Source organism: Haloarcula montana (assembly GCF_035666295.1).
GTDB classification, from domain to species: Archaea; Halobacteriota; Halobacteria; order Halobacteriales; family Haloarculaceae; genus Haloarcula; species Haloarcula montana.
On sequence record NZ_CP142027.1, the window covers coordinates 214,900 to 240,324 of the forward strand.

The 25,425-nt window shown below is 65.7% G+C and carries 24 protein-coding genes; 11 read left to right on the forward strand and 13 right to left on the reverse strand.

Going from position 1 to position 25,425, the window contains the following annotated elements:
• Genes VJ109_RS01115 through VJ109_RS01125 form a run of 3 tightly spaced genes read right to left on the reverse strand, consistent with a single transcriptional unit; the run spans nucleotide 1 to nucleotide 3,883 of the window.
• Entirely contained in the window at nucleotides 1–1,089 is a 1,089-nt protein-coding gene (locus tag VJ109_RS01115) for an ABC transporter permease (protein ID WP_324758406.1), read from the reverse strand.
• Nucleotides 1,082–2,965: an ABC transporter permease family protein gene (locus VJ109_RS01120; RefSeq protein ID WP_324758407.1), complete on the reverse strand. Its 1,884-nt coding sequence runs from the start codon at nucleotides 2,963–2,965 to the stop codon at nucleotides 1,082–1,084. The genes VJ109_RS01115 and VJ109_RS01120 overlap by 8 nt, the downstream gene beginning before the upstream one ends.
• Entirely contained in the window at nucleotides 2,966–3,883 is a 918-nt protein-coding gene (locus VJ109_RS01125) for an ABC transporter ATP-binding protein (RefSeq protein WP_324758408.1), read from the reverse strand.
• Between the two features lie 60 nt (nucleotides 3,884–3,943).
• Between VJ109_RS01125 and VJ109_RS01130 the strand changes: the two genes are divergently transcribed.
• Entirely contained in the window at nucleotides 3,944–4,381 is a 438-nt protein-coding gene (locus tag VJ109_RS01130; protein WP_324758409.1) for an SRPBCC family protein, read from the forward strand.
• Between the two features lie 36 nt (nucleotides 4,382–4,417).
• Here VJ109_RS01130 and VJ109_RS01135 read toward each other — a convergent pair whose 3' ends face one another.
• The 4 genes from VJ109_RS01135 to sucC form a co-directional block, all read right to left on the reverse strand.
• Entirely contained in the window at nucleotides 4,418–4,651 is a 234-nt protein-coding gene (locus VJ109_RS01135; protein ID WP_276220992.1) for an HVO_2901 family zinc finger protein, read from the reverse strand.
• Between the two features lie 145 nt (nucleotides 4,652–4,796).
• On the reverse strand, nucleotides 4,797–5,768 hold the full coding sequence (locus tag VJ109_RS01140) for a sensor histidine kinase (RefSeq protein WP_324758410.1): 972 nt from the start codon (nucleotides 5,766–5,768) through the stop codon (nucleotides 4,797–4,799).
• A gap of 218 nt (nucleotides 5,769–5,986) precedes the next feature.
• Nucleotides 5,987–6,859, reverse strand: coding sequence for a succinate--CoA ligase subunit alpha (sucD, locus tag VJ109_RS01145; RefSeq protein ID WP_324758411.1), 873 nt, complete (start codon nucleotides 6,857–6,859; stop codon nucleotides 5,987–5,989).
• On the reverse strand, nucleotides 6,856–8,004 hold the full coding sequence (gene sucC / locus VJ109_RS01150) for an ADP-forming succinate--CoA ligase subunit beta (RefSeq protein WP_324758412.1): 1,149 nt from the start codon (nucleotides 8,002–8,004) through the stop codon (nucleotides 6,856–6,858). Before sucC ends, sucD begins: the two co-directional genes overlap by 4 nt.
• A 126-nt stretch (nucleotides 8,005–8,130) precedes the next feature.
• Here sucC and VJ109_RS01155 point away from each other — a divergent pair, with 126 nt between their 5' ends.
• Nucleotides 8,131–9,390: a glycosyltransferase family 87 protein gene (locus VJ109_RS01155; RefSeq protein ID WP_324758414.1), complete on the forward strand. Its 1,260-nt coding sequence runs from the start codon at nucleotides 8,131–8,133 to the stop codon at nucleotides 9,388–9,390.
• 1 nt (nucleotide 9,391) lies between these two features.
• Here the strand turns inward: VJ109_RS01155 and VJ109_RS01160 are convergent, their stop codons facing one another.
• The gene (locus VJ109_RS01160; RefSeq protein WP_324758415.1) at nucleotides 9,392–9,673 is read right to left on the reverse strand and encodes a hypothetical protein; all 282 of its coding nucleotides are present in this window, start codon (nucleotides 9,671–9,673) and stop codon (nucleotides 9,392–9,394) included.
• A 192-nt stretch (nucleotides 9,674–9,865) separates the two neighbouring features.
• Nucleotides 9,866–10,159 (reverse strand): hypothetical protein, encoded by a 294-nt coding sequence (locus tag VJ109_RS01165; protein ID WP_324758417.1) that lies wholly within the window; start codon nucleotides 10,157–10,159, stop codon nucleotides 9,866–9,868.
• Nucleotides 10,160–10,252: 93 nt separating this feature from the next.
• Between VJ109_RS01165 and VJ109_RS01170 the strand changes: the two genes are divergently transcribed.
• Nucleotides 10,253–11,035 carry a Sir2 family NAD-dependent protein deacetylase gene (locus VJ109_RS01170; protein WP_324758419.1) on the forward strand — a complete coding sequence of 261 codons (783 nt, stop codon included), beginning with the start codon at nucleotides 10,253–10,255 and terminating at the stop codon, nucleotides 11,033–11,035.
• Here VJ109_RS01170 and VJ109_RS01175 read toward each other — a convergent pair.
• Entirely contained in the window at nucleotides 11,032–11,454 is a 423-nt protein-coding gene (locus VJ109_RS01175) for a DUF5793 family protein (protein WP_324758420.1), read from the reverse strand. The genes VJ109_RS01170 and VJ109_RS01175 overlap by 4 nt on opposite strands.
• 133 nt (nucleotides 11,455–11,587) lie before the next feature.
• On the opposite strand from VJ109_RS01175, the gene VJ109_RS01180 reads away from it, so the two are divergent.
• From VJ109_RS01180 to VJ109_RS01200, 5 genes are all read left to right on the forward strand, one after another.
• Nucleotides 11,588–12,088 carry a TIGR04206 family protein gene (locus VJ109_RS01180; protein ID WP_324758422.1) on the forward strand — a complete coding sequence of 167 codons (501 nt, stop codon included), beginning with the start codon at nucleotides 11,588–11,590 and terminating at the stop codon, nucleotides 12,086–12,088.
• A gap of 97 nt (nucleotides 12,089–12,185) precedes the next feature.
• Nucleotides 12,186–13,808, forward strand: coding sequence for a type II/IV secretion system ATPase subunit (locus VJ109_RS01185; RefSeq protein ID WP_324758424.1), 1,623 nt, complete (start codon nucleotides 12,186–12,188; stop codon nucleotides 13,806–13,808).
• Between the two features lies 1 nt (nucleotide 13,809).
• Complete coding sequence (locus VJ109_RS01190; RefSeq protein ID WP_324758426.1) at nucleotides 13,810–16,254, forward strand: type II secretion system F family protein; 2,445 nt, start codon at nucleotides 13,810–13,812, stop codon at nucleotides 16,252–16,254.
• Nucleotides 16,255–16,292: 38 nt separating this feature from the next.
• The gene (gene ligA / locus VJ109_RS01195) at nucleotides 16,293–17,957 is read left to right on the forward strand and encodes an ATP-dependent DNA ligase LigA (protein ID WP_324758427.1); all 1,665 of its coding nucleotides are present in this window, start codon (nucleotides 16,293–16,295) and stop codon (nucleotides 17,955–17,957) included.
• Nucleotides 17,958–18,003: 46 nt separating this feature from the next.
• Nucleotides 18,004–18,750, forward strand: a complete 747-nt coding sequence (locus VJ109_RS01200) for an MBL fold metallo-hydrolase (RefSeq protein WP_324758429.1) — start codon at nucleotides 18,004–18,006, stop codon at nucleotides 18,748–18,750.
• On the opposite strand, the gene VJ109_RS01205 is transcribed toward VJ109_RS01200, so the two are convergent.
• Together VJ109_RS01205 and VJ109_RS01210 are read right to left on the reverse strand one after the other, a co-directional pair.
• Nucleotides 18,751–20,064, reverse strand: coding sequence for a coiled-coil domain-containing protein (locus VJ109_RS01205; RefSeq protein ID WP_324758431.1), 1,314 nt, complete (start codon nucleotides 20,062–20,064; stop codon nucleotides 18,751–18,753).
• Nucleotides 20,061–20,642, reverse strand: a complete 582-nt coding sequence (locus tag VJ109_RS01210) for a hypothetical protein (protein ID WP_324758433.1) — start codon at nucleotides 20,640–20,642, stop codon at nucleotides 20,061–20,063. The genes VJ109_RS01205 and VJ109_RS01210 overlap by 4 nt, the downstream gene beginning before the upstream one ends.
• 93 nt (nucleotides 20,643–20,735) lie before the next feature.
• Between VJ109_RS01210 and VJ109_RS01215 the strand changes: the two genes are divergently transcribed.
• Both VJ109_RS01215 and VJ109_RS01220 read left to right on the forward strand, forming a co-directional pair.
• Entirely contained in the window at nucleotides 20,736–21,191 is a 456-nt protein-coding gene (locus VJ109_RS01215; protein ID WP_324758434.1) for a DUF7992 family protein, read from the forward strand.
• Nucleotides 21,192–21,237: 46 nt separating this feature from the next.
• A complete protein-coding gene (locus tag VJ109_RS01220; protein WP_324758437.1) occupies nucleotides 21,238–21,417 on the forward strand; it encodes an HEWD family protein in 180 nt (59 codons plus the stop codon).
• A 75-nt stretch (nucleotides 21,418–21,492) separates the two neighbouring features.
• Here VJ109_RS01220 and VJ109_RS01225 read toward each other — a convergent pair whose 3' ends face one another.
• Complete coding sequence (locus tag VJ109_RS01225; RefSeq protein WP_324758439.1) at nucleotides 21,493–24,393, reverse strand: oligosaccharyl transferase, archaeosortase A system-associated; 2,901 nt, start codon at nucleotides 24,391–24,393, stop codon at nucleotides 21,493–21,495.
• 94 nt (nucleotides 24,394–24,487) lie between these two features.
• Between VJ109_RS01225 and aglG the strand changes: the two genes are divergently transcribed.
• Nucleotides 24,488–25,423 carry a glucosyl-dolichyl phosphate glucuronosyltransferase gene (aglG, locus tag VJ109_RS01230; protein WP_324758441.1) on the forward strand — a complete coding sequence of 312 codons (936 nt, stop codon included), beginning with the start codon at nucleotides 24,488–24,490 and terminating at the stop codon, nucleotides 25,421–25,423.
• The last annotated feature ends 2 nt before the right edge of the window (nucleotides 25,424–25,425 follow it).

Genomic DNA, 25,425 nt, shown 5'->3' on the forward strand with positions numbered 1-25,425 from the left:
CTACAGCGTCTCCGGTTCGACGGTTCGGACGTATCGTCGGACGACCAGATAGCCCCCGACCGCCACTGCGGCCATCAGGCCCACGTGGGCGTAGGTCAGCGTCGTCGGGCTGTCGACGGCGAGTTTCGCCATCGTCGTCGACGGGTGTTCCGGCAGGACGACCGCCCCGCCGAAGATCACCAGCGTCAACACCGAGTACAGCAGTTGCGCCGGCCGCCGCCGCCCCATCGTGACACCGAGGACCAGCCCGATCGCGACGACGATGACGGAGATGGCCGTCACGAACAGGACGATCGGGACGACGTTGCTGACCGCGATCCCGTTGGCCGAGAGCAAGCCGATCCACAGCAGCGCCTGGGCCGGTGCGATGGCCGTCATCCCGAGTGCCTTCCCCTCCACGATGTCCAGCAGCGAGACGGGTGCGACACGGAGCAGTTCCAGCGTCCCGCGCTCAATCTCCTCGGTGATCGTATCGACCGCGACGGAGCCGCTGATAAACGGCGGCAGGAACAGCAACAGCGGGATCAACACTGTGTAGGTGAAGCCGAAGTACGGGCTGGCGCCGATCTCGGGCGGTCGTGGGACCGGCGGCTCGTCGAGGTAGAACGACCGGTCAAGCCGCTCCTGTCGTTCCAGCGTCCCCAGCAACTGCCTGATCTGGACGACGATCAGCGTCGAACGGATACTCCCCTCGGGGATCGTCGCAGTCACTCCGATCGCCCGGCCGTCGCTCTCTTCGCGCTCCTGGTAGTCGGCCCGTAACAGCGCATCCACCTCCCCGCGGTCGAACTGCCGTTGGGCCTGCTCGGCGTCGGCAAAGGCGACCACGTCTGTCTCGGGGTGTTCCCGAGATGCCTCGACGAGTTCGGCCCGAGCGTCGCCGGTGATGGCGACCTCGACCTCGCTCGTCGCGACCGAGCCGGGGTCGTACAGCGAGGTCAGCCCGACGACCAGGAACGACGAGAAGCCGGCGACGAACAGCTGGATCAGCAACGCCAGCACGATCGTCTTCTCCCGGGAGAGCGAGGCCACGTCGCGTCTGGCGATCCGGAGCCGAGCGTCGGAGAGCAGCGAGCGGTCCTCAGACATAGCCGCTCACCACCGTGACGACCGTGAAGTTGTAGGCGAAGTGAACGAGGATCGCCAGGCCGATGCCGAGCAGATACCCCCGCACGCCCCGCGTCGCGCCGACCGACGAGATGCTCGCCGTGACGGTGTGTAACGCCAGCGGGAGCAACAGCAGGACGCCAGCGAGCCAGAGCGGGGTGCCGGCCGGTGCCGAGGCCCCCTGGAGCGCAGCCTCACCGATCGGCAGCGTATCGAGGTTCGCCAGCCGGGCGATGAGCAGGCCCTTCTCCGCGACGAAAAAGCCCAGCCCCGAGAGGACGCCCAGTCCCAGCGCCGACCGGAGCGTCGCCTCGTACTTGGCGTTCGTGTAGCCGGCATAGAGGTGGAGGCTCTTCGCTAGCTCCTCGACGACGGCGACGACCACGAGGATCAGGACGATCCCCAGCGTCTGGTTCGTCCCGAAGACGTTCAGCGATACCGAGTCCAGCACGAACAGGAACGCGATGGCGACCAGTTCCGCGACGATGATCAGCGGCAACAGGATCACGGTGATCTTGAACGCGCTCCAGCGGGAGTTGATCCGCCCCGACAGCGTATCGAGCACCTTCAGCGGGATCGACCGTTGGGTGAACATGTCCTCCTCGCGGTAGAGTCCGGCACCGAGTCCGAACAACAGGAACGCGGTCAACAACGGCGGCGCCGTCGAGAACGCGAACTCCGCGAGTTCGATCGACTGTCCGGTCAGGTCCATCACCACGAGCGTCAGCGGCGAGATGAGCGCGATCGGTGTCACGTCCGTGAAGATCGCCGGCACGAACGCGTAGGAGGTCAGCGTGACGGTGATCGTGACGGTGACGAAGGTGAGTTCCTTGAACGAGCGGGCGAACATCGCGCCACAGAACGTCGCCGAGAGGAACAACAGCGCGACGGGTGCCACCGCCAGCACCGCGATCGGGCTCCCGCTGGGCGCGATACCGGTCAGCCGAAGCGCGCCGGTGATGACCGCCGCGACGCCGACGGCCCCCAGCAGATACGGCAGCGTCTTGCCGCCGATAATGTCCGCCCGGGATGCGGGGGTTACCAGCAGGAGTTCTCCCCGCCGGTTCAGCCGCTCGGAGAGCATCGAGGAGCCGTAGGCCTGGATGACGAAGTTCATCGGAACGATATAGAGGAAGGCGAGCACGAGCGACTCGAAGGGGAACGGTGGCGAGATGTCGCCGGGCGTCCCGCCGTCCACGTCGCCCGAGAGCCGCGCACCCAGGCTCCCGAGGTTCGCGCCGCCGCCACCGCTTGCGGCTCCGTCACCGTCGTCGCCCCCGCCAGCAGCGCCGTCGCTCGCACCGTCACCACCGCCGGTTCCGCTCCCGCCGTCGGCAGTGCCGTCCCCGCTCCCGCCGTCAGTCCCACCGTCGCCACCGGTCCGGGGATCGACCAGGCTCGGGCCGTCCTGTTCGGCGTAGCGCAGCGATACCGTCACCGGGAACGCCGCCGTCCGGTTGTCGTCCCGGCCCAGCAACTCGTCGTTGTACCGCTCGGTGCTCCCGCCAAACTCGGCGAGCGCTGCCCGCTGTTTGGGCGTCCTGGGGGCGTGCTGGAGGGTCGTCCCCTCGAAGGTCAGTTCCTGACGGGTTCCGGCTGCCACCCCGGGGACGGGCTGTTGGACCTGGAACGTCGAATCGCTGGCCGCGACGGCGTAATAGGGGCTGGACTGTTCGACGCCCACGCGATAGATTCCCTGGTCGAGCGCGGCCGCTCCGCCGCCGCCGACGGCCGTCGCGGCGACGACACCCATCGCCAGGATCGCGAGTGCCATCACCACGATCGTCCGCTTGTCGACGCCGCCGGCGTTTTTCGTCACTTCCCACTTGGCGATCCGGAGGAGCTTCCGCGGGTGCATCTACGCCCCGTCCCCCGATTCCCCGTCTTCACCGACGTAGCGGGTGCCGCTGGTCCCGGACTCCGCGACGTTGAGGAACACCTCCTCCAAGCTCGACTCCTCGGTCCGGATGTCGACGACCTCGCCGCCCCGGTCCTGGGCCAGCGAGCGCGTCTCCTCGACGGCGTCCATGCTCCCGACCTCCCGGACGAAGTGGCCGTTCCGTCGGGCCGCGTCGGGGACCTCGACGGTCGTGTAGACCTGGTACCGCGTCTCGCCGTACTCGCGCTGGAGCGCCTCCAAGTCGCCGCGGGCGACGATCTCCCCCTCGTTCATGATCGCGACGCGGTCACAGATCGACTCGACGTGAAAGAGGTTGTGCGCCGAGAAGACGATGGTCTTGCCCTCGGCGGCCAGTTGCTCGGTGAACTCGATGACGTAGTTCGTCGTCAGTGGGTCTAGCCCGGACGCAGGCTCGTCGTAGATGAGGACATCGGGATCGTTGATCAGCGAGCGGGCGATGGCGACCTTCCGTTTCATCCCCTTGGACATGTCCCCCAGCTTCCGGTCGCGGTGTTCCAACTGGAGTTCGTCCAGCGTCTCGTGCATCCGCTCGTCGGCGACCTCCTTGGGTACGTCGTAGAGGTCGGCGAAGAATCGCAGATACGAGACCGGCGTCATCTCCTCATACAGCGGGGACTCCTCGGGGAGAAACCCGAGTCGCTGGCGCATCTCAGTCGTCTCGGTGTCCAGGCCGGCGATCTCCGCCTCGCCGCCGGTCGGGTCGAGTAACCCGGCGAGCATCTTCAGCGTGGTCGTCTTGCCGGCACCGTTGGGGCCGATGATGCCGAAGACCTCGCCTCGGTCGACCGAGAACGTGCTGCCCTCGACAGCGACGAAATCGCCGTACTCCTTCCGAAGGTCCCGGGCGTCGATCATTCGATCGGGGGTTGTGACCGGACCAACCTATACCTTGGCTCCGCCCTATCTTGTCTGATAATGTGGGCACCCTACGGCGCGAGGGCAACGATCGAACAGACTCCCGACGGCCGCCGGATCGTCGTCCGGCGGGACGTGGACGCACCAGCCGACGCGGTGTGGGACATCCTCACCGACACCGAACAGTGGCCCGCGTGGGGACCGTCCGTCTCCGATGTCGAGTGTGACGACCAGTACATCGAAGCCGGGACGACCGGCCGGGTCCGTGTCGCCGACGCGGCCTGGTTCCCCTTCGAGGTGACCAGTTGCGAGAGCTACCGCTGGACCTGGACCGTCGCACGGCTCACGGCGACCGGACACCGGGTCGAACCGGGGCCAAGTGGAACCGTCGTCGCCTTCGAGATCCCGCCACTCGCCGCTGGCTACGTCCCGGTGTGTGCGCGAGCGTGCGCTCGCATCAACGAGTTAGTCGAGGAGAGAAAACGACAGACAGAGTAGTGCAGACGGGCTGTCGGAGGTCCTCCGGGGCTCCGATCAGTTGGTGATCCGCGCGTCGGAGACGTTGTGGATGTCCTCGCCGATCCCGCTGCCGTCACAGTCCTCGTTCGGACAGCGATAGTGCCAGCCGTCCTCCGTGGCGGCCCGTTCCGAGAACCGCTCGCCACAGTCGTCACAGAACAGTTGTCCGTCCGAGCAGACGTCGAGGTGGAGTTCGAGTTCGAGTTCTGTTCCGAAGGTCCGCTTGCAGTTCCGGCATGTATGAGGCATAGTCCGAACTACCGATGCCTCTGTAATAACTACACCGGAATGTTCACGTCAGGCGTTTCCTGACGGCTGGAACGTCCGGTTTTCGCCGGAAGCGGTTGCCATCACGCAACTTCCGGCACCGGGTTCGGGATGCCTACCGCCCCGGTCACGTCGTCCGAACGTCGATCCGTGCCCCGCCGGCCTCGCTTTCGGTCACGGCGACGCGCCACCCGAGGGCGTCGGCGATTCGCTTGACGACGTACAGACCGTATCCCTCGCCGTCGCGGGCGGTCCCGTAGCCGGCCTCGAACACCCGCTTTCTGTCGGCGTCGTCGATTCCCCCGCCGTCGTCGGCGACGTAGAACCCGCCGGCCGTCTCGCCGACCTCGACGGTGACGTCGTCCCCACCGTGTGTGACAGCATTGTCGAAGAGGCGCTCGAACAGTTCACGGAGCCGGCCGTCCTCGGCGGATACGTCGCCGGTCGCTGTGACCGAAAGCGTCGCGTTCGGGACGTTCATCTCCCCCCAGACGTTGGTCGCGACCGTTTCGATGGAGAGCCGTTCGGGGTCGACGACCGGCCGGGCGAGTTTCCCGACCGTCGAGAGTTCGTCCAGCAGCGTCCCGACCCGACTCAGCGAGCGGTCGATCGCGTCCTCGTGTGTCGCGTCGACGTCGAGCAGTTCCAGTCGTCCGGTAACGACGTTCAGCGGGTTTTTCGCGTCGTGTGCGAGGCCGCTCCCGAACTCGGCGTACTCCGCTGCCTGTGCGAACGGGTCCAGCATCGGCCTGGTCGCGTAGCCGCGAACGCGGGCCGCCAGCGATGGGGCATCCGTCCAGCAGACGTAGTCGGTGACGCCGGCGGCGATCGCCGTCTCGATCCGATCGGGAGCGGGATCGGTTCCCACCAGCAGGACGGGGAGGGAGGACTTCGTCCGGGCCGCGAGAAACAGATCGACGCCGTCCCAGTCAGGCGGGTCGTCCCGGATCACCACGATATCCGTGTCGCCACCGCCCAACCGGTCCGTGAGTGCATCGCCGTCGATCCTCTCGGAAGCGACGCCGTCGGCGTCGCGCAACGCCGACCGCACGGTCCCACCCTCGTCGTCGACCACCAGACACGCCACCGTATCGGCCATGCTCGCGACCTACGAAAACGGGGGATAAGAAACCGTCGGCAGTTTCAGCGTGTAACCTACAGCAGATCTTCGACGTGATCCGCGACTTCCTCAGGCGTGTCCCCGACCGGAACGCCGATAGACTCGCTGCGCTCGCCTATCGAGCCTCGCCTCACTTCGCTCGGCGAGACGCCGTTGTTCTCCAGTTGATAGTCCGCTCCTGTGTCGATAGGAGACCGTTACAGCAGGTCCTCGACGTGATCGGCGACTTCCTCTGGCGTGTCTCCCACCGGAACGCCGTTGTTCTCCAGGGCGTTGATCTTGGACTCGGCGGTCCCGGTTCCGCTCCCGGAGACGATGGCACCGGCGTGGCCCATCCGCTTGCCCGGCGGTGCCGTCCGGCCGGCGATGAAGCCGACGACCGGCGTGTCCATGTGTTCGCCGATGAAGCGGGCGGCCTCCTCCTCGTCCTCGCCGCCGATCTCGCCACACATCGCGACGGCGTGGGTGTCGGGATCGGCCTCGAACAGTTCCAGCGCGTCGACGAAGTCGGTCCCGATGATCGGATCTCCGCCGATACCGACGGCGGTGGTCTGCCCGATGCCGCGTTTGGTGAGGTTGTCGACGACCTGGTAGGTCAGCGTCCCCGAGCGGGAGACGAGTCCGACGTTACCCGACGAGAAGATGTTGCCAGGCAGGATGCCGAGTTTCGCGACGCCGGGCGTGATGACGCCCGGACAGTTCGGCCCGACGAGGTGGGTGTCGGTCTCCTGGAGTTTGCGGTAGACTCTGCTCATGTCCTGGGTCGGGACTCCCTCGGTGATCGCGACCACGAGGTCGAGCCCGTTGGCATCTAGCGCCTCGAAACAGGCGTCGGCGGCGAACGCCGGCGGCACGAACACGACCGAGGCGTTTGCGTCCTCCTCGCGGGCGGCCTGCTGGACCGTGTCGTAGACCGGGACGCCGGCGACCTCTTGGCCCCCGCGGCCGGGGACCGCGCCGGCGACCACGTTGGTCCCGTACTCCAGCATCTGCTCGGTGTGGAACTTCCCTTCGCCACCGGTGATACCCTGCACGACGACGCGTGTCTCTTCGTCGACTAGAACACTCATGCTTCCACCTCCTTTGCGTACTCGACTGCACGCTGGACGGCGTCCTCCAGCGTATGCTCGACGGTAACCAGATCCTCGTTGAGGATCTCCATCCCTTCCTCGGCGTTGGTCCCGGCGAGTCTGACCGTCACGGGCTTGGGGATCTCGTCGAACTGTTCGAGGGCCTGGTTGATCCCGTTGGCGACCTCGTCACCGCGGGTGATCCCGCCGAAGATGTTGAACACGACCGAGTCGACGTTCTCGTCGGAGAAGACCATGTCGAGCGCGTTGGCGATCCGCTGGGCCTTCGCGCCGCCGCCGACGTCGAGGAAGTTGGCGGGTTCGCCGCCGTAGTAGTCGACCAGATCCAGCGTCGTCATCACGAGGCCGGCGCCGTTGCCGATGATGCCGACGTTGCCCGACAGGCGGACGTAGTCGAAGCCGTACTCGTCGGCCTTCTGTTCGAGTTCGTCGCCCTCGCTGGCTTCCTCGCCCATCTCCGCGATTTCGGGCTGGCGGAAGAGGGCGTCGTCGTCGATGTTCATGACCGCGTCAGCGGCGATGACCTCGTTGTCGGCCGTGATCATCAGCGGGTTGACCTCCACGTCGCTGCCGTCACGGTCGTCCCAGAGCTGGTACAGCGTGGTCAGGACGCTGGCCACGTCGTTGGCCACGTCGCGGTCGACGCCGGCCTCGTAGACGACCTTCCGGGCCTGGAAGGGATGCATCCCGAACGCGGGATCGATGTGTTCGCGGGCGATGGCGTCGGGGTCTTCCTCGGCGACCTCCTCGATGTTGACCCCCCCCTTGGTCGAAACCATCGCGACGGGCTTGCCCTCGCCGCGGTCCATCGTCACGCCGACGTACAGTTCGTTGACGAAGTCGACGGCCTCCTCGACGAGCACCGTCGAGACGTGATACCCCTTGAGGTCCATCCCAATGATGGCCTCGGCGGCCTCGCGGGCCTCCTCTTTGTTCTCGACGAGTTTGATGCCGCCGGCCTTCCCGCGGCCGCCGACGTGTACCTGTGCCTTGATCGCGACCGGGTAGCCGATCTCCTCGGCCGCGTCGACGGCCTCGTCCACTGTCTCGGCCAGCTGAGATGCGGGTGTGGGAACCCCCGCGTCGGCGAAGACCTGCTTCGCCTGGTATTCGTGCAAGCGCATGTCATACGGAAGGGCGAGCGGTGGCGGTTTAAATCCGTCTTTCTCCGACGGCCACTACCGGTTTCGGCCGAACTGGTTGTCAGAAGACATTTACATCCCGACAGTGAGGAGTCGATTAGCTAACGGATGTCCACTGTCGCCCGACTCTGGTCTCTCCGGCGGCAACGACCGGTGTTCGTCGCCGTCGTCGCCGTCACCGCCCTCTCGCTGTTGGCGTATCCACTGGTCGACTGGTGGCTCCGGTCGACGGAGGTCGCACCGCAGTTCGTCTACTGGGACTTCGGCGCGTTCAGCGGCGCCGTCGACCGCTGGGCGGCCGGTGACACCCTCTACGTCAAAAACGACGACGGGGGATACCACGGCTCGTACCTCTATCCCCCGCTGGTCGTGTTGCTGTTCGCCCCGTTCACGGAGTTGGGGACTGAAGCCGCGACCGCCTGGAACGTCCTCAGTGTCGCCCTTCTCTGGCTCTCCCTGCAGGCACTCGTGACCTCGCTGGGCTACCGGCTCCGGTGGTGGGAGGCGAGTCTCATGCTTCCGCTGATCGTCGGGTTCCAGCCGCTGCTCATCTCGCTGAAACTCGGCCAGATGGCACCGTTCATGGCCGGTCTGCTCACCCTGTCCGCCGCGGTGATGGTCCGTTCGGACGGCCGTCTAGGCCAGGGCGTCAGCGGTGTCGCGACGGCGGTGGTCGGCCTCGTGAAGTTCGCGTACGCACCGGTCGGTGCTCACCTGATCCGCAGTCGGACGCGGTTCCTCGGGGCCGTCGCGACGGGCGTCGTCTTCGTGGGGGCCTCGGTCCTGATCTTCGGCGTCGAGACCCACCGGACCTACCTCGACGTGCTCGCCTGGGGCGTCAGCCAGGGCGGCGGGACCCGGCCCCCGACGCTGTGGCTGCCCCCGTACTACCGCCCGATCCACTGGCTCCCGGGTGCGCAGGCACTACGGGTCCTGGGCAGTCTCGCGATCATCGCGGTCGCCGGGTTGACCGACTGGGGGTCGGACCGGACGCTGTTCGCGCTCGGCGTGAGCGCGTTCACGTTGTTGACACCGTTACCCTACACCTACTACTTCGTCGCGTTGCTGCCGGCCGTCGTGCTGTTGCTGGCCGAGGAACTGGAAGCGGACAGCTATCCGGCGCTTCCGGTACTGGGGTTGCTCTGTATTCACCTGCACGCATACGGGTTGAACGTCCTCGCGAACTACCTGCCGTCGGTGGTTCCGCCGGTACAGGTCCTCGAACCGTACTTCGTCCTCCAACCGGGCCTATGGGGGAACCTGTTGCTCGTCGGCACGGCGACGCTCCAGATCGCACGGGACGCGACACTGCCCGAATGGGTCCCCGACAGTACCGAAGACGCTGACCCCGCCTCGACCGACGATTGAGTCACGGAGACCTCGACACGTCTGTCCCACCGGCACGGGCACGGATTCGCTGGACGAGCGTCCCGGCGGCGAAGACGCTCTCGTGCAACACCGCACCGAGGGCAACGCCACCGACCGTGCTGGCGGCGACGAGCCAGGGCGGTGCGCCCTCGAACAGCAGGACTGCCAGGACCATCACCCCGGCGAGCGCTCCGTTCCGGAGCGCACAGACCAGTTCCGACCGTAACAGCTCGGGGAGCGGCGTCTCGACCACGTCGTCGTCGACGAGTCGGTCGTAACACATAGCTCCCGCTGAGGACTGGACCCACATAAATCACCACCGTCGAAATCCACAGAGGTGGACGAATGTGACGAACCCGGACCACGAGTGGCATCACCGAGCGGCCGTCTCTGTCCAGAGTGTGCCGGCCCGCTGGTCTCGAAGACGGCGGCCGGTTGAGGGAGACGGCCCACAGCGGTTAGTGTTCGGCTCGGTTCAAAACAGCGACTGGAGACGGTCGAACATCGACGACGTGTTCGTGTACGGCGAGGGACGCGAGACGGTCTTCCCGGGCAGTTTCAGCAGTGGGTCTCGATCGCTCTCGCTGCGCTCGTATTCGACGACAGCGGCGACGAGGTTTCCCACTGCCTCGCGTTCGACAGTCCCGACACCGGAGCAGTCGGTAGTCGGGTCCTCTGCGATCCACATTCTGTCGGCGTCGAGTCGGCCCGGCGGACGGCGGTGTTCGACGATCGCCCGGTCGACGATCTCGTCCGGCATCGAATCCATACACTCCATACGGGCTATCGAAATATATGTGTGGGGCCAGGCCGTGACAGCTGAGTCACAACAGCCACTACGCTCGGCTGTCTTGGTTCACCTATGACGACCGACCGAACGGAGCCAACCCCGACTGTCGACGAGGGGGACGTGGACGCACTCGCGGAGTCCGTCGGGGCCGCGTCCTCGACCGTGGCCCTGACCGGAGCCGGCGTCTCGACCGCATCGGGGATCCCCTCCTTCCGGGGCGAGGACGGGCTCTGGGACCGATTCGACCCGATGGACTTCCACAGACAGCGGTTCGACGCCGATCCGGAAGGGTTCTGGCGGGACCGTCTCTCGCTCCGGACGGCGGTCTACGGCGACCACGACCCGGAGCCAAACGCCGCCCACCGCGCGCTCGTCGACCTGGAATCGATGGGCTTCCTCGACGCCGTCCTCACGCAGAACACCGACGGCCTCCACGACGACGCGGGCACCGAGCGCGTCGTCGAGCTACACGGCACTACCCGCCGGGTCGTCTGTGACGACTGCGGCGACCGTGCGGAAGCGTCGCCGGTCTTCGAACGAGCGGCAGACGGGGACTGTCCACCGCGATGTGGGTGTGGTGGCGTCTACAAACCCGACGTCGTCCTCTTCGGTGAGTCCCTGTCCGAGGGGACCATCGCGACGGCACAACGGCTCGCACAGGAGTGTGATCTGCTGCTCGCGGCGGGTACCTCACTCGCCGTCAGGCCGGTGTCGCTCCTCCCGAAACTGGTCGTCGACGGGGGCGGGACGTTCGTCGTCCTCAACCTGGAAGCGACAGAACGTGACGCGCAGGCCGATCTGATCGTCAGGGGAGACGTGACGGCGGTCCTCCCGTCGGTCGTCGACCGGCTCTAGAGTTCGACGCCGCCGGGGATCAGGCTCCGCTGGCGGAGGAGGCTCCCGTCGTGATCGTAGACGAGCAGTGTCCGTTTCTCGTAGACCCGGGACTTCCCGGTGCTGTCGGTCAGTCTGACCTCGTAGTGGCCGTCCTCGCGGTCTTCGGCCGCCTCGATCAGGGAGTCGACGAGCTCGATGGTGACGTTCGCTTCGAGGACGTACTCGCCGGTCAGTCGGTTCGTCAGCGAGAGGACACCGGTCGAGGCGTCCGGTTGCCGGCGAAACGTCACGTCGATCTCACTCGCGTCCAGAACGTCCGCTGCTGTCGTGAGGCGCTCCCTGAGCTCGCCGTCGGGGCCGTCGTAGTCGATTCGAACGGTCGGCGTACCGTCGGGGGACTCGCTCGCGATGTCGACGGTGAAGTAGTCACGCCTCATTTGGGTATGCCATCCTTTGGCGTGTGGCGCAATGAACGTAACGGCGCCGGAAGTCGAACCCGTCACCTGACAGCGTTCCCCGGGTCGGACCGGTAGCTTTTCTTCGACGCCCATCGCCTCTGGGGACAGACAGATGGTGTGGGTCAAATCAGAGTACGCTGGCGAACTCGCGGTGCTGTCGACGTGGTTGGTCGGTCTCGCCCCCTGGTCGGTCTCAACGTTCTCCGTTTCGGGGTTGACCGTCGCCGCCTTCCGGTTTCTCCCCTTCCGCGTCCAGTACATCTTCGGTGGGACTGTGCCGGGCGAACGCCCGTTTCTCTGGATGTGGGAGATCGGCTCGTTCCAGCAGTCGACGGAACTGGTCCTCGCTGGCCGACTCGGGACAGCCGCGTTTCTCGTCTACCTGGTACCGTTCTGGCTCAGTCTCTACTACTACTACGAGGAAGAGCGGGTCGCGGCAGTGTTGCCGGTCGATCCTGTCAGGCTGTTCGCCGCCCTGCTGGGACTGGTCGGCGTCCTCTCGCTGGCCGCCAGTGCGCTCTTCGTCCGCTACTTCGCGGGGTTTACCGTTCCCGTCGGGTCGGTACTCGCACTGGTGTTCGCCTACCTGTTGGCGACTGTCGACCGAACCTGACGCCGCCGTTCTCAGCGATCGTTACCGGCGGAGCGATTTAAGTAGGTGGCTACGCAACGATAGACAAGCGACGGCAGCACGCGCCAGCCCTATCTCCATGTCTAACCCCGAGACACCCGACGCAGGTGACGATGTCCGGAACCCACTCAGTCAGATCCGTGATTGGCTCTCCCAGACGGCGACACTGCTGGGTGGGGGCGCCGTTCCCGAATCCAACTACGATCCGAGCCGACACGGCCCACTGGTCGATTTCGACGGGCTGGAGGGGTACGAGGAGATCGATCGGTACTGGCTCAACACCCCGTTCGCGTTCGTCTCGATCAACCGCGATATCGAACGCGACGAGCACCGGTATCACGTGGTCGAGCCGGAACTCGACGAGGTCGAAGCGGACCTGCTGGACCGTCTCTTCGAGGACATCCGTGGCCCGCTTATCTACCGCGACGTCGTCGACGACGACCCGGAAGTCGCGCTCCACGAGGAGCTGCGAGCCCGTCTCGAAGAGTACGGCGTCGTCGTCGAACCCGAGACGTACTACCGGCTGTTTTACTACCTCTATCGCTCGTTCCAGGGGTACGGTCACATCGACCCGCTGATGCACGATCCGAACATCGAGGACATCTCCTGTGACGGATCGAACCTCCCGATCTTCGCCTACCACGACGAGTACACGGACATCGAGACCAACATCGTCTTCGAGGAAGAGGAGCTGAACAACTTCGTCATCCAACTGGCACAGCGGTCCGGCCGACACGTCTCCGTCGCGGACCCGGTCGTCTCGACGACCCTGCCCGACGGTTCGCGTATCGAACTGGCGCTGGGCGAGGAAGTCACGCCACGCGGGTCGGCGTTTACGATCCGGAAGTACGCCGACGAGCCCTTTACCCCGATCGATCTGCTGGAGTACGGGACCTTCTCCCTGGAGATGCTGTCGTACCTCTGGCTGGCGATCGAGTCCAACCGCTCGCTCATCTTCGCCGGCGGGACCGCCGCGGGCAAGACCACCTCGATGAACGCGGTCTCGATGTTTATCCCGCCCCGCTCGAAGGTGCTGACCATCGAGGACACCCGCGAACTGTCGCTGTACCACGACAACTGGCTCTCCTCGGTGACACGCGAGCGGCTGGACGACTCGGACATCACGATGTACGACCTGCTGCGGTCGGCGCTGCGACACCGCCCCGAGTACATCATCGTTGGCGAGGTCCGTGGTGAGGAGGCGATCACGCTGTTCCAGGCGATGAACACCGGCCACACGACGTTCTCGACGATGCACGCCGACTCGGTCCAGACGGTCATCAACCGCCTTGAGAACGAGCCGATCAACGTCCCGCGACCGATGGTCCAGAGCCTGGATATCCTCTGTGTACAGGTGCTGACCCGCTCGGGCGACGAACGCGTCCGGCGGGCCAAGACCCTGGCCGAGATCGAGGGGATCGACCAGCGGACCGGGGAGCTGGACTACTCGAACACCTACAACTGGCAGGCGACGGAGGACCGGTTCCGCGAGAACAACAGCGAACTCTTAGACGAGATCCGTGAGGAACGGGGCTGGAGCCAGTCTCAGCTCCTCCGGGAGCTGAACAACCGACAGCAGTTCCTCAAGTACCTCCAAGACGAGGGCATCCGTGATTATCGTCGGTTCACTGCGATGGTCAACAAGTACTACGCCGATTCCGAAGCGGTGATGGAACGGATCGACGCCACGGTATCGGTCTGATATGGCACTGAATCCCCTCGGACTGGCACCGCTTGCCGGCCTCCTGTTTATCGCCGGGCTCGTCGTCCTCAGCGTTACCAACGAGTCCGTCGATCGCAGGATGACCAGGTACGCCAGGCGCGTGTTCGGTCGGTACGTCTCCGAGTCCGAAGAGCGCAAGCGACAACTCGAAGCGGCCTACATCGGCCAGTCGTACCGCAGCTACGCCGCCCGGACGCTGCTGTTTACCGGGCTGAGCGCGATCGGTGGAGCGCTGGCGGGCGCGTATCTCTTCGGCGGCCTGTTGCTCGCGCTCCCGACGATCGTCGATCTCATGATGGGGCTGCCACGGACGATGGTCAACGCGCTGGGAATCAGAGGGTTCGAACTCGTCTTACAGCCCCAGCAGACTCTCGTCGTGCTCGTCGCCGGTGGAGTCTTCTCGGGGATCGCGGCCGCGGCCGTGACCTACACGATGCGCTGGGAGCTGCCTAAGAGCGATGGGGAGGTCCGCGCGCGCAGCATCGACGAGGGGATGGCACGGACGATCGCGTTCATGTACGCGTTGTCCCGCGGGGGGATGTCGTTCCCGGAAGTGATGGGCGTGCTAGCTCGCAACGAGGCGATCTACGGCGAGGCGGCCCGGGAGATCGGCGTCGCCGTCCGCCAGATGGATCTGTTCGGGCGGGACATGATCACGGCGCTCCGTCACGTCTCCCATCGGACGCCCAGCGAGACGTTCAAGACGTTCTCCGAGAACCTCTCCAGCGTCCTCCAGAGCGGCCAGTCGCTGTCGTCGTTTCTCCACGAGCAACACCAGCGTCACCACGAGGAGGCCGCCGAGCGCCAGTCCGAGCTACTGGAGCGACTCGCGACGATCGCGGAGGCGTACGTCACCCTCTTCGTCGCGGGGGTCCTCTTTCTCATCACGATCCTGCTGGTGTTCGGACTCACGACGACCGACACCCTCTGGATACTCCAGTTGCTCGCGTACCTGATCATTCCGCTCGCCAACGCCGGGTTCATGGTGTATCTCGCCCAGAAGCTCGACGCGCTGGGGATCGGCGGCACCGGCTCCAGCAGCGTCCTCAATCAGTACGACACTTCGACGTTCGGGCAACCGTCGAAGACGGCATACCCGTCGAAACTCGCCGACGGTGGCGTGACCGGATCAGTCGGGGACAACCTGGCACGGCTCCGGACCTACGACAAGTTCAAGTCGATCAAACGGACGGTACGCTCCCCACTGGAGTCACTCCTGTGGAACCCCGGCCGTGTCCTGTATATCGCCGTCCCCGTCGCGATCGTGTTGTTCGCCGTCCGTGTCCCGGCCGCGTTCCAGACCTCGGCCGTGAACGTCAGACTGTTGGACGACCTTGTCATCCAGTCACTACTGCTCGTGTTCGGTTCGTTCGCTATCGTCCGGTACAGTTACACGCAGCGTATCCAGCGGATCGAGAACGCAACGCCGGAGTTATTGGAACGGCTGGCGAGCCTCAACGAGGCCGGGATGACCATCGTCGAGAGCCTGCGACGGCTCCGCGGGAGCGATATCGGCGTCCTCACGCCGGAGGTCGACCGCATCTGGGCCGACATCAAGATGGGTGCCAACGTCGACGACGCCCTGGTCCGGTTCGGTCGCCGAATCCGGACGACGGCGATCACCCGGGTTGTGACGCTGTTGACGAACGCGATGCACTCCTCGGGCCAACTGGGTCCGGTGCTCCGGATCGCGTCCAAACAGGCCCGTGCCGACACCCGCCTCCGGAAGCGGCGCCGACAGCAGATGTTTACCTACCTCGTCGTCATCTACATCTCCTTTCTCGTCTTCCTGGTCATCATCGTCTCCGTTCAGGAGGTGCTCGTCCCGGCGCTTCCCTCGAACATCGCCACGCCGGATTCGAGCCGTCTCGGGGTCAACGCCGACCAGTTCGCTCGCTTCGGCCGGGTCGACAAGGCGGCCTACACCCTCGTGTTCTTCCACACCGCGATCATCCAAGCAGTCCTGACTGGCTTCATCGGCGGCCAACTCGGTGAGGGAACCCTGAAAGACGGGGCGAAACACGCCGCGATCCTGCTGGGCATCGCGTACGTCGCCTTCCTCCTGTTGTCCTCGCCGGTCGCGTCCCTGACCGTCGACCAGCCGACCGCGACCGGCGGCGAGTTGACCGTCGACTCGGTGTCGCTGTCTTCGGGCGGGTTCGTCGTCGTCCACGCCCTGGAGGCCGACGGGGAGGTGATCGGGACTTCCCGGTATCTCGAACCAGGAACGCACAAGGACGTCACGATCCAACTGTCACGGACACCGGATGCGAACAGGGATATCGTCCTCGTTCCCCATCGCGACACCGACGGTAACGAGCAGTTGGGTTACCAGTTCGAGGGGCCACCAGGGGAGACGGACGCCCCGTATCCGGCGTCCGGACAGGACGAGTTCGTCACGGTGACGATACAGTTAGGGTCGTGACGCTGGGTTTAGGGCGGCTCGTCCGATAGGGAGCACCGATGGAGTTCGCCACGTTCGCCGACCACGCCACCGCCATCGAGGCCGAATCCGCCGATACAGCGATCGTCTCCGCCGTTGTCGACCTCTTTACGATCGCGGGTGACGACCTCGCGACGGTAGCGCGGTTCGTCCAGGGTCGTGTCTTCCCAGCCTACGACTCCCGAACGCTCGATATCGGCCCGCGGCTCTGTTACGAGGCCATCGCACGGGCGGCCGGTCATAACGTCGACGCGGACGACATTGAACAGCGGCTGGCCGATCAGGGCGAGATCGGTGCCGTCGCCGCCAGCTACGAGTTCGGCGGCCAGCAGGGACTGGGATCGTTCACTGACAGCGGGACCGACGGGGTGACCGTCGCGGAGGTCGCTGATCGCCTCTCAGAACTCGCGGCGGCCGAGGGCGACGGGAGCCAGGCGACGAAGGTCGATACCCTGTTCGGGCTGTTCAACCGCTGTCGTCCCGAGGAAGCGCGCTATCTGGCACGGCTCGTCCTCGAAGAGATGCGGATCGGCGTCGGCGAGGGGGCCGTCAGGGACGCGACGGCGGCGGCGTTCGACGTGCCGGTCGAGGCGGTCGAACGCGCCCTCCAGGTCTCGAACGACTGCGGCAGAGTGGCGACGGTCGCCCGCGAGCAGGGCGAGTCGGGACTCGACGGGATCACGCTGGAAGTCGGCCGCCCGGTCAAGGCGATGCTGGCACAGGCTGGGACCGTGACCGACGCGCTGGCGGACTGGGACCGGGCAGCCGTCGAGTGGAAGTACGACGGAGCGCGGGTTCAGGTCCACTACGACGGGGAGACCGTCCGGCTGTTCTCCCGGAACATGGAGGACGTAACCGACCCGTTGCCGGAAGTCGTCGAGACGGTCGAGACCACTATCGACCGGCCGGTGATCCTCGACGGCGAGGTGGTGGCAGTCGACGACGGCGGCGACCCGCTCCCGTTCCAGGCAGTCCTCCGGCGGTTCCGTCGGAAACACGACGTGGCACAGGCCCGCGAAGCTATCGCTGTCAGGTTCCACGCGTTCGACTGTCTGCACGTCGCCGGGACGGACCTGCTCGACACTCCCCTACAGCAGCGACGCGAACGGCTCGACGGACTCTTTCCGGAGGACAGTGATATCGTCTCGGCGTGCTGGACCAGCGACGAGCCCGACCGGATCGCCGAGATCGAGCAGGCCGCGCTGGATGCCGGCCACGAGGGGATCATGCTCAAGGACCCGGAGTCGACGTACACACCTGGAAAGCGCGGGAAGCGCTGGCGCAAGCGAAAGCCCGACGTGGAGACGCTCGACTGTGTGGTCACCGGTGCCGAATGGGGGGAAGGCCGGCGGGCGAACGTCCTCGGAACGTTCGAACTGTCGGTCCGGACCGACGGCGGTGACGGGTACGCGACCGTGGGGAACGTCGCGACGGGGATCACCGACGCCGAACTGGAATCGCTGACCGAACGGCTCGAACCGCTCGTCACCGCCGAGGACGCCCAATCCGTGACCCTGTCCCCGGAGGTCGTCTTCGAAGTCGGCTACGAGGAGATCCAGACCTCGTCGGCGTACGAATCGGGCTACGCCCTCCGGTTCCCGCGGTTCCTGGCAGTTCGTGACGACGCCGGACCCGGCGATGCCGACTCCCTGGAGCGTATCGAGCGGCTCGCACAGTCACAGTGAGCCAGGGACCGATACGCGTATGCCGGTGGTGGGAGTACCGGCTGGCATGACCATCCGACACGACGGGATCACCGCCGAGTGGCTCGGCTACGCGACACTGCGTCTCGAAGGAAGCGACACGGTCGTCTACCTCGATCCGGGACGGTACGGCGTTCTGACCGGCGAGTGGGAACCCGACACCCCGGGGGCCGGTCACCCGCCCGCCCGAGAGTACCGGCCCGAAGACGGCGACATCGTCTGTGTCACCCACGTCCACCACTACGATCCCGACGGAATCCGGCGCGTCGCGAGTGAGGACGCCACCGTCGTCGCCTTCGAGGGGATCGACGTCCACCGCTCGGACCGCGACCTCGACCGTCTGGCCGATCTGCCCTACGACGTCCGCACCGTCCCGATGGAGGCCGACATCCTCGTCGACGACGTACCGATCTGGACGATGCCGGCGTACAACTACGAGGACGGCCCCAACACCGACGCTGACGGGAACCCCTACCATCCAAAGGGAATCGGCTGTGGCTTCCTGCTGTCGGTCGATGACACCCGAGTGTTCTGGCCGGGCGACTCGGACGTGCTGGACGGGCACGCCGAACTGGACGTCTCGCTGTTCGTCCCGTCGATCGCACAGAACTATACGATGGACCGCCACGCCGCGGCCGACCTCGCCGAGGAACTGGACCCCGACCTCGTCTTGCCGATCCACTACAACACCTTCGCCAATCTGGCAGCCGACTCCGGCGCGTTCGCACAGGACGTCGCGAAACGGGGTGTTCCGGTCGTCCTCGACGAGCGCTGACTACTCCGCAGCCGATCGAAGGAGGTGTGTCACTTCCCCGGTGATCTCGGCCGTTGCTCGCGCGTACTTCTCGACGTACCAGTACTGCGCGAAGAGCGCGTATCCGCGGTCGGTCCCGTTCTCCACGTCCAGATCTGCCTGACTGAGTTCGGTGTATGCCGGCGTAATCGTCAGTGTCGCGACCGGATCCACACCGGAGTCGGTCGCGTTCCGGTAGGCTTGGATCGCCCGCTCACGGGCGTTGGCAATCTCGCCGAGGGACGGGTCGCTTGGAACCGACGGAGCGGCGTCACCCTCGCCCACACCGATCTGGCGCGAGACCGTCGAGAGCGCCCGCAGGGCAGTGCGGCGCTGTGCTGCGTATCTGACCGCATCCGCGTAACCGCCTTCCCCGATCCGGTCGAGGAGTTCGTCGTTCGTGTAGTTACGTGCGGTTTCTGCCGCGAGGTTGTGCAGGTGGTCTGCGGGCGAGTCCACCGCGTCCCGGTCGACCGGGAGCGTATCGGCGGCCAGAACTGACTCGAACCGTGCTGCCTGATCGCGAGTCCGACGGCGGAGCCAGGTCGCGGTCGCCATCAGCGCCGACCGGTATCGGCCCGTCGATCGGTTCGCCAGCCGGTTCCGGAACTGTTCGGCGTCGTCTATCACCGCCGCCGCTGCCTCTAGTTTCCCCGCAATGTACCCGACACGTTCCGGGACAGCCACGGCCGAATCGGGAAACAGCGGCCAGGGCTCCAGTTCGTGGACCGCCCGATCGAGGAGTGCCTCCAGTTCGGCGTTCGCGGCGACGGCGTCGACGGGGCCATCACCCCGATAGTCCCAGGCTGCTCGGAACGCCGCCAGCCGGTCCCGAAGGTCGTCCCGCTGTTCAGTGATCTGCCGGCGTTCGATGGCATCGGTCGCCGCCAGCGACAGTCCCCTGAGTTCTCCAGCCTGACCGCGGATATCTCGGAGAGTGGCGAGCCGACGGTATGCCGGTCTCTCCTCCTCTATCGATTTGAGCCGTTCGGACAGTGTCTCCCGACGTTCGCGGATCTCCCGGGCGATTGCCTCGTTGGGCACCGATGGCTTGGCCGGGACAGCGTCGATCTGTGTCCGGATCCGGTCACGATGGGCCTGTAACTGGGCCTGCGGGACGGGAAACGGGAACTCGGCCCGATCCGGAAGCGACGTGTCGTCCAGAACCCGTCCCAGTCTCTCCCGATCGTACGACCGGCTACCGTCGCCACCCGGCAGCGCAGAACAGCCGGTCAGCGCGACCAGAGAACCACCGACACCGGCGAGGACGGCTCGGCGGGACCGCTCTTCGGTCACGTGTTGTCACCCGTCGTCGTCCGGAGCGGGCCGAATTGCTTCCGACACTGTGATCCGACAGAGGCGGCCAGTTCGTCGTCCGATACGTCGGTCATCCGGAATCTGAGCGCCACCGCGCCGCTACGCCTGCGGTCCGTCCGACACGCGACATCGGCCGGTCGTCGGGGAATACAGAGCTCCGCCCTGAGTTCCTCCGGGCGGCGTCGGACAGTCTGGACGCCGAGTCGGCGACACTCCGGAAACGTTCGCTGGAACAGCGCAACCGAGCTATCAGTGAACGACGTAGCATCGACGAACGCCGAAAGCCGTTCCCCCCGGTCAGTAAACCGGATGTCGTCTCGATCGCTCGGAGCAGTAAGCAACACCTGCTGATTGGACCGGTCGGCGTCTAGCAAGCGAAAGAGCGGGTGCTCTCCGGGGACGTGGACGACCCGCTGCTCGTAGTTCCGGACCGGATCTCCAGGCGGTGCCGGCTCGTCTGTCTCTGTCGACTGACCGAATCCGCTACAGCCGCCGAGAGCGACACTTCCCACTCCTGCCGTCGCTCTGAGGAGGGTGCGTCGAGACCAGGGGACCATGACTGCTGGTTGTCGACCCGGGTCGTAAACCGTTTCCCTCTGTCCGTTGCGATCGGCGCGGTGATTTATCCCCGTCGGCCCCGAAGTCCGGGTATGACACTCGACGTACCGACACCGGAGCCTCCGGCGCTCAGCCCGGCGGCCGGGACCGACGAGTACGACGACGTATCGGTTGAGGGCGACGACTACCGCCGAGAGGAACTGGCGACTGCACTGGAGGACGGTGCCTGGGCGCAGGCCTTCGACGAGTGGGCCGCCGACACGGGGCTTGACGCCGAGGCGTGGGCCATCGTCCACGACCTCGAACTGATCGCCGAGTTCGACTTCTTCTGGGATTCCTTTGCCGGCCGCGTCGGCTACCACGCACCCGGGCTCCCGGAGAACTGGCGCGAACGGGAGCTCCATCCGGAACTCGGCTCCTGGGAGACGGTCTCGGGGATCAACGCCGCGCTGACCGAACTGGGACAGACCGTCTGTGACGTCCTCGCCGAGGACTATCTCGACTGGGAGGCCGAGGAAGTCGTAGACGACGACCTGCCGGAGTTCTGAGTTCGTGACCGGCACGCTGATAATCACCGCCGTACTGTCATCGACTATGGCAGAGATCGAACCGCCCCGCGAGCGGACGTGTGAACGATGTGGACGACACGACGTCTGGGACGACGAACTGGTCAACTGGGCGATCACCACCGAAGACGGTGAGAAACAGGCCGGAAACCCTCACTGTCTCCACGAGTGGGACATCAACGGGACGTTCAACCCGCTGACGAACTGAGCCGCTTCCGGGACACGTTTTCGTCCAGCAGAGTGCAATAAGCCGCGGAAGAAGAATCGGGGTATCGGCGAGCGATCAGTTTTCTGCTGGGACAGCAGCGGGCGAGAGCGAGCCGCTACTGGCAGCCTGGGGCTGTTGCCTGGTGAGTTCGACCGTCGAGGCCGTCTCGTTCTCGCCGATGACCTGCCCCTCGGTCACGTGCGTCGTCCCGGTTGACCGGACGACAGTCCGGTTCTGCAACGTGACGGCGCGGAACTGGTAGGGACCCTCCGCACGGACACTAACGTTCGTGTGGCCGTCGGCGGGGCCGTACTCGTCGTAGCCGGTCGTCGAGTACGGAACCGTCGTCTCGAAGTTCCCGTTCTCGTCAGTCTGGACCGTCTGCCGGTAGGTGAACGTCTCGTTGGTCTGGGTGTTGCGCATCGGAACGCTGACCTGAACGGCCGTGTTGGCCGGTCCGGTCCCTTCGATGGTCCCACCGGGGACGCGCTCGAAGATCTTCGTCCACGTCGGCGAGTTCTGGTGCATCAGGTTGGCGATCTGGTCGGGCGTACAGTAGTTCGACCCGCCGATCGGCGCCGAGGTCTGGTTGGTGCCACAGGTGTCGCTGGTCGGCTGCACGGGCAAGCGGAGTCCCTGTGCCTCCGTGAGGATCGCACGGTTGTGTTCGGAGGACTCGTAGGCCGTGCGGTCGCTGGAGCCGACATAGCGGTAGTGTTTCAGTGCCGGGACCCGCTGGCTCGGTACCGTCCCGACGCCGCCGACCTGTGCGGTGCCGTCTTGCTGGACGTAGTTCTCCGCGGCGCTCATATTGGAGAACGTCCGGATCGGCGTCTCAGCGGGCACACGGCGGGACTGCCCGTTCGCCGTCGAGCGCTCCCAGTCGACGACGATCGGCTGAGCGTTGACCGCGCTCCCGTGGTACTCGTAGAGCCGGACGACAGTGCTGTTGTAGTAGTCCTGGGTCCGGTAGTTGAAGAAGAAGTTCCCGTCCCCGGCGACGATGGGACGGTAGTAGTCCGACTGGTTCGAGTCGTCGTCGAACTGTGGCGGTGCGAAGAACTTCCCACCGTAGCCGCGTCCGGCCTTGACCTGCGTCATCTTCCAGTCGACGGCGACGTACTCCGTCCGGGCGTCGTCCTCGTCGTACGTTTCGAGGACATCGTTGGCCTCACTCTCGTTTTGGGCCAGCAGGAAGTTCGCAGCCACGTCGGTCCCTTGCTGGAACGGATTGGCGTTCGGGACCCGCTCTGCGCGGGTCGTGATCCAGTGTCCGTAGTCCCACCAGGAGAGGACACCGTAATCACCGGTCTGGTAGTCGAAGTCCTCGCGGTTCTTGTAGGTGCCGTAGTAGTCAAGCGACTGTTCATCGCCGGTGTCGTAGGCGCCGACGGCGGGAGTGTTCCCCTCCATCCACTGGAGGCTGTCGTCCCAGTTCTCGATACCCTGTCCCGGACCGTTCGAGCCGCCGTAGTCCATCGGCGTCGGGGCGACGATGAGCAACGGAGCGACGACGACAACGAGCAGCGAGATGACTGTTAACACTTCGTACGGGGCAATATCGCCGTCACCGGAGAGATCGACCCAGCTGACCAGCCGACCGACGAGCAGCCCGGTGATCGCACCGACCGGGAAGATCAGGTAGTAGGCGAACCGGCCCTGGGTAAACGTCGCGGCCAACAGGAAGACGCCCCAGATCGCCACCAGCAGTTCCTCACCGTCGGGATCACTGGCGAGGAACTGCTCGGCGACGATCGCGATAACGCCGATCGCGGCGATAAAGACGGTGAGCCCGTACTGCGGGTAGAGATCGTTGGGGTTGTACGGTTGTGCTTCCCCGACGGTGCCGGCGGTCGGGCTGACCGAGAACCCGATGACGCGCAGGACGTTGTCGACGAAGAAGTTGAACAGGTCGGGGGTCACCACGGCGGCCAGCGCGGCCAGGACACCGATGATACCGAAGACGGTCACCGGGTAGAGAGTCGTATCTAGGGACTCCCGATCGAAGTATCGGGCGAGCCATGCCATGAACGCACAGCCACCGGCGATCGCGAAGGCCAGGCCGGGCTGGAGCAGCGAGTGTCGCGTCGCGCTGACAGTCAGCGTGTCTAAGCTCACGAGCGTGAGTACTCCCGTCGTTGCCAGCGCGATCGTCCCGACGATCGCGGTGTGTTCCGGGCTCTGCCCGCGGACGAACTCGATGATGAGACGCAGGAGGAAGAACGTCCCCAGAATACCGATCAGGAGGACACCCGGCGGCCACGTCCAGAGATACGTCGCGACGGCGAACCCGCTCAGCACGGACCACAGCACCGTCGATCGGAGGGCGTCGATGTCACGGTCGACGAACTGCTCGAACACCGGCTTGTCACGGTTCGCAGCACTGATCGCGACCATCATTCCGAGGACGGCAGTCGTCTGGAGGAACGCCTCGGCGACGTGGTGGTCGAAGGTGCCGACGAGACTGCGGCCGAGGAAGGCGCCGGCCGAAAGCGCCAGGACCAGGACAGCGGTCACGCCGCCCAGTCGGCCGGCCAGGCGCCGTCCCATCACGTACAGCGGGATCGCGGCGAGCGTGCCGAGGACTGCCGGGAAGAACAGCGCGACCATCGCGATCGTACTCTCGCTGGGTGAGCCGAGTCCGACGATCAGCGCGAGTGTCGCAGCGACCTGATCGAACAGCGTCCCGAACTGGCCCGGCGAGGAGCCGATCGGGAACTGCGTCCACGGATCGAACGGCATCGTGCCCGGCCAGTTCTGGACCGTATACACCGTCGTCCGGTAGTGGTACCAAGGGTCGTTCCCGGAGAACAGCACTTCACCGTCGACGATGAAGTTCTGCCAGCTACGCACACGATTCCACAGCATGAACCCGAGCAACGCCAAGAGGACAGGGACGTGGTACCACCGCTCGACCTTGTCCAGGGCAGCCTCGAGTTCGGGGTTATCCTCGAATTGGCCCCGCCATTGACTCATTGGACGGAAAGACTGGCATGTCGCGCATAAGCCTTTTGACCTTCGCCGAGGAGGGATGGAAACGCCTAAAACGGCCCGTGGCACACCTGCGAGCATGCGTGTCTCGGTCGTCGTCTGTACGCACGCGATGGACCGGTACACTGACTGTTACGAGGCCGCCCGGAGCGTGCTCGACCAGTCCCACGACGATGTCGAACTCGTGTTGGTCTCCGACGGCGACGAGGCCATCGCCGACCGGTTCGAAGACGACTTCGGCGACCGAACGGACGTCCGGGTCCACTGCAACGACGAGAACGTCGGCCTGGCGGTCAGCCGCAACAACGGCGCCGCGGTGGCGACGGGCGACGTGGTCGCGTTCCTGGACGACGACGCCATCGCCGACCGGGAGTGGGTCGCCGAACTGGTCGAAGTCTACGAGCGCGAGGATGTCCCCGCCGTCGGAGGCAAACAAGTACCTAGATGGGTCGCCGGAAAGCCCTCGTTCCTCCCGGCGGAGTTCTACTGGCTGATCGGAGTCACACACCTGGGCTTTGGCCCCGACGGCGACCCGGACGAGCCCGGCGAAGTCCGCAACACGTTCGGGTCGAACATCTCCTTCCGGATGGATGTCTTCGAGGACCTGGGTGGTTTCGAGAAGGAGATCGGCGGCCGGAAAGGGGACAAGAACCTCCAGGGAGAGGAGACGGAGTTCTGTGCCCGCCTGAAAGCGGCGTCCGGCTACGGCGTCTACTACAACCCCGACGCGGTCATCGCCCACAAGATATTCGACTACCGGACCGACCCCGGGTGGCTGATCGACCGAGCGTTCTGGCAGGGCTACTCCAAGCGGGGGATGGAAGTGCTGGTCCCCGAATCGACGGGCGACGAGTCGGAGTTCCTCTCGTCGCTGCTGTTCGACTCCGTGCCGGACCGCCTCGACGGCATCGTTCGGTCGCCCTCGGTCGCGGGCGTCCTCCAGTTGGTCTTCCTGTTCGTCCTGACCGGTGCGGTCGGGGCCGGCTACCTCTACGGGACGACGGTGTGGAGGTGACC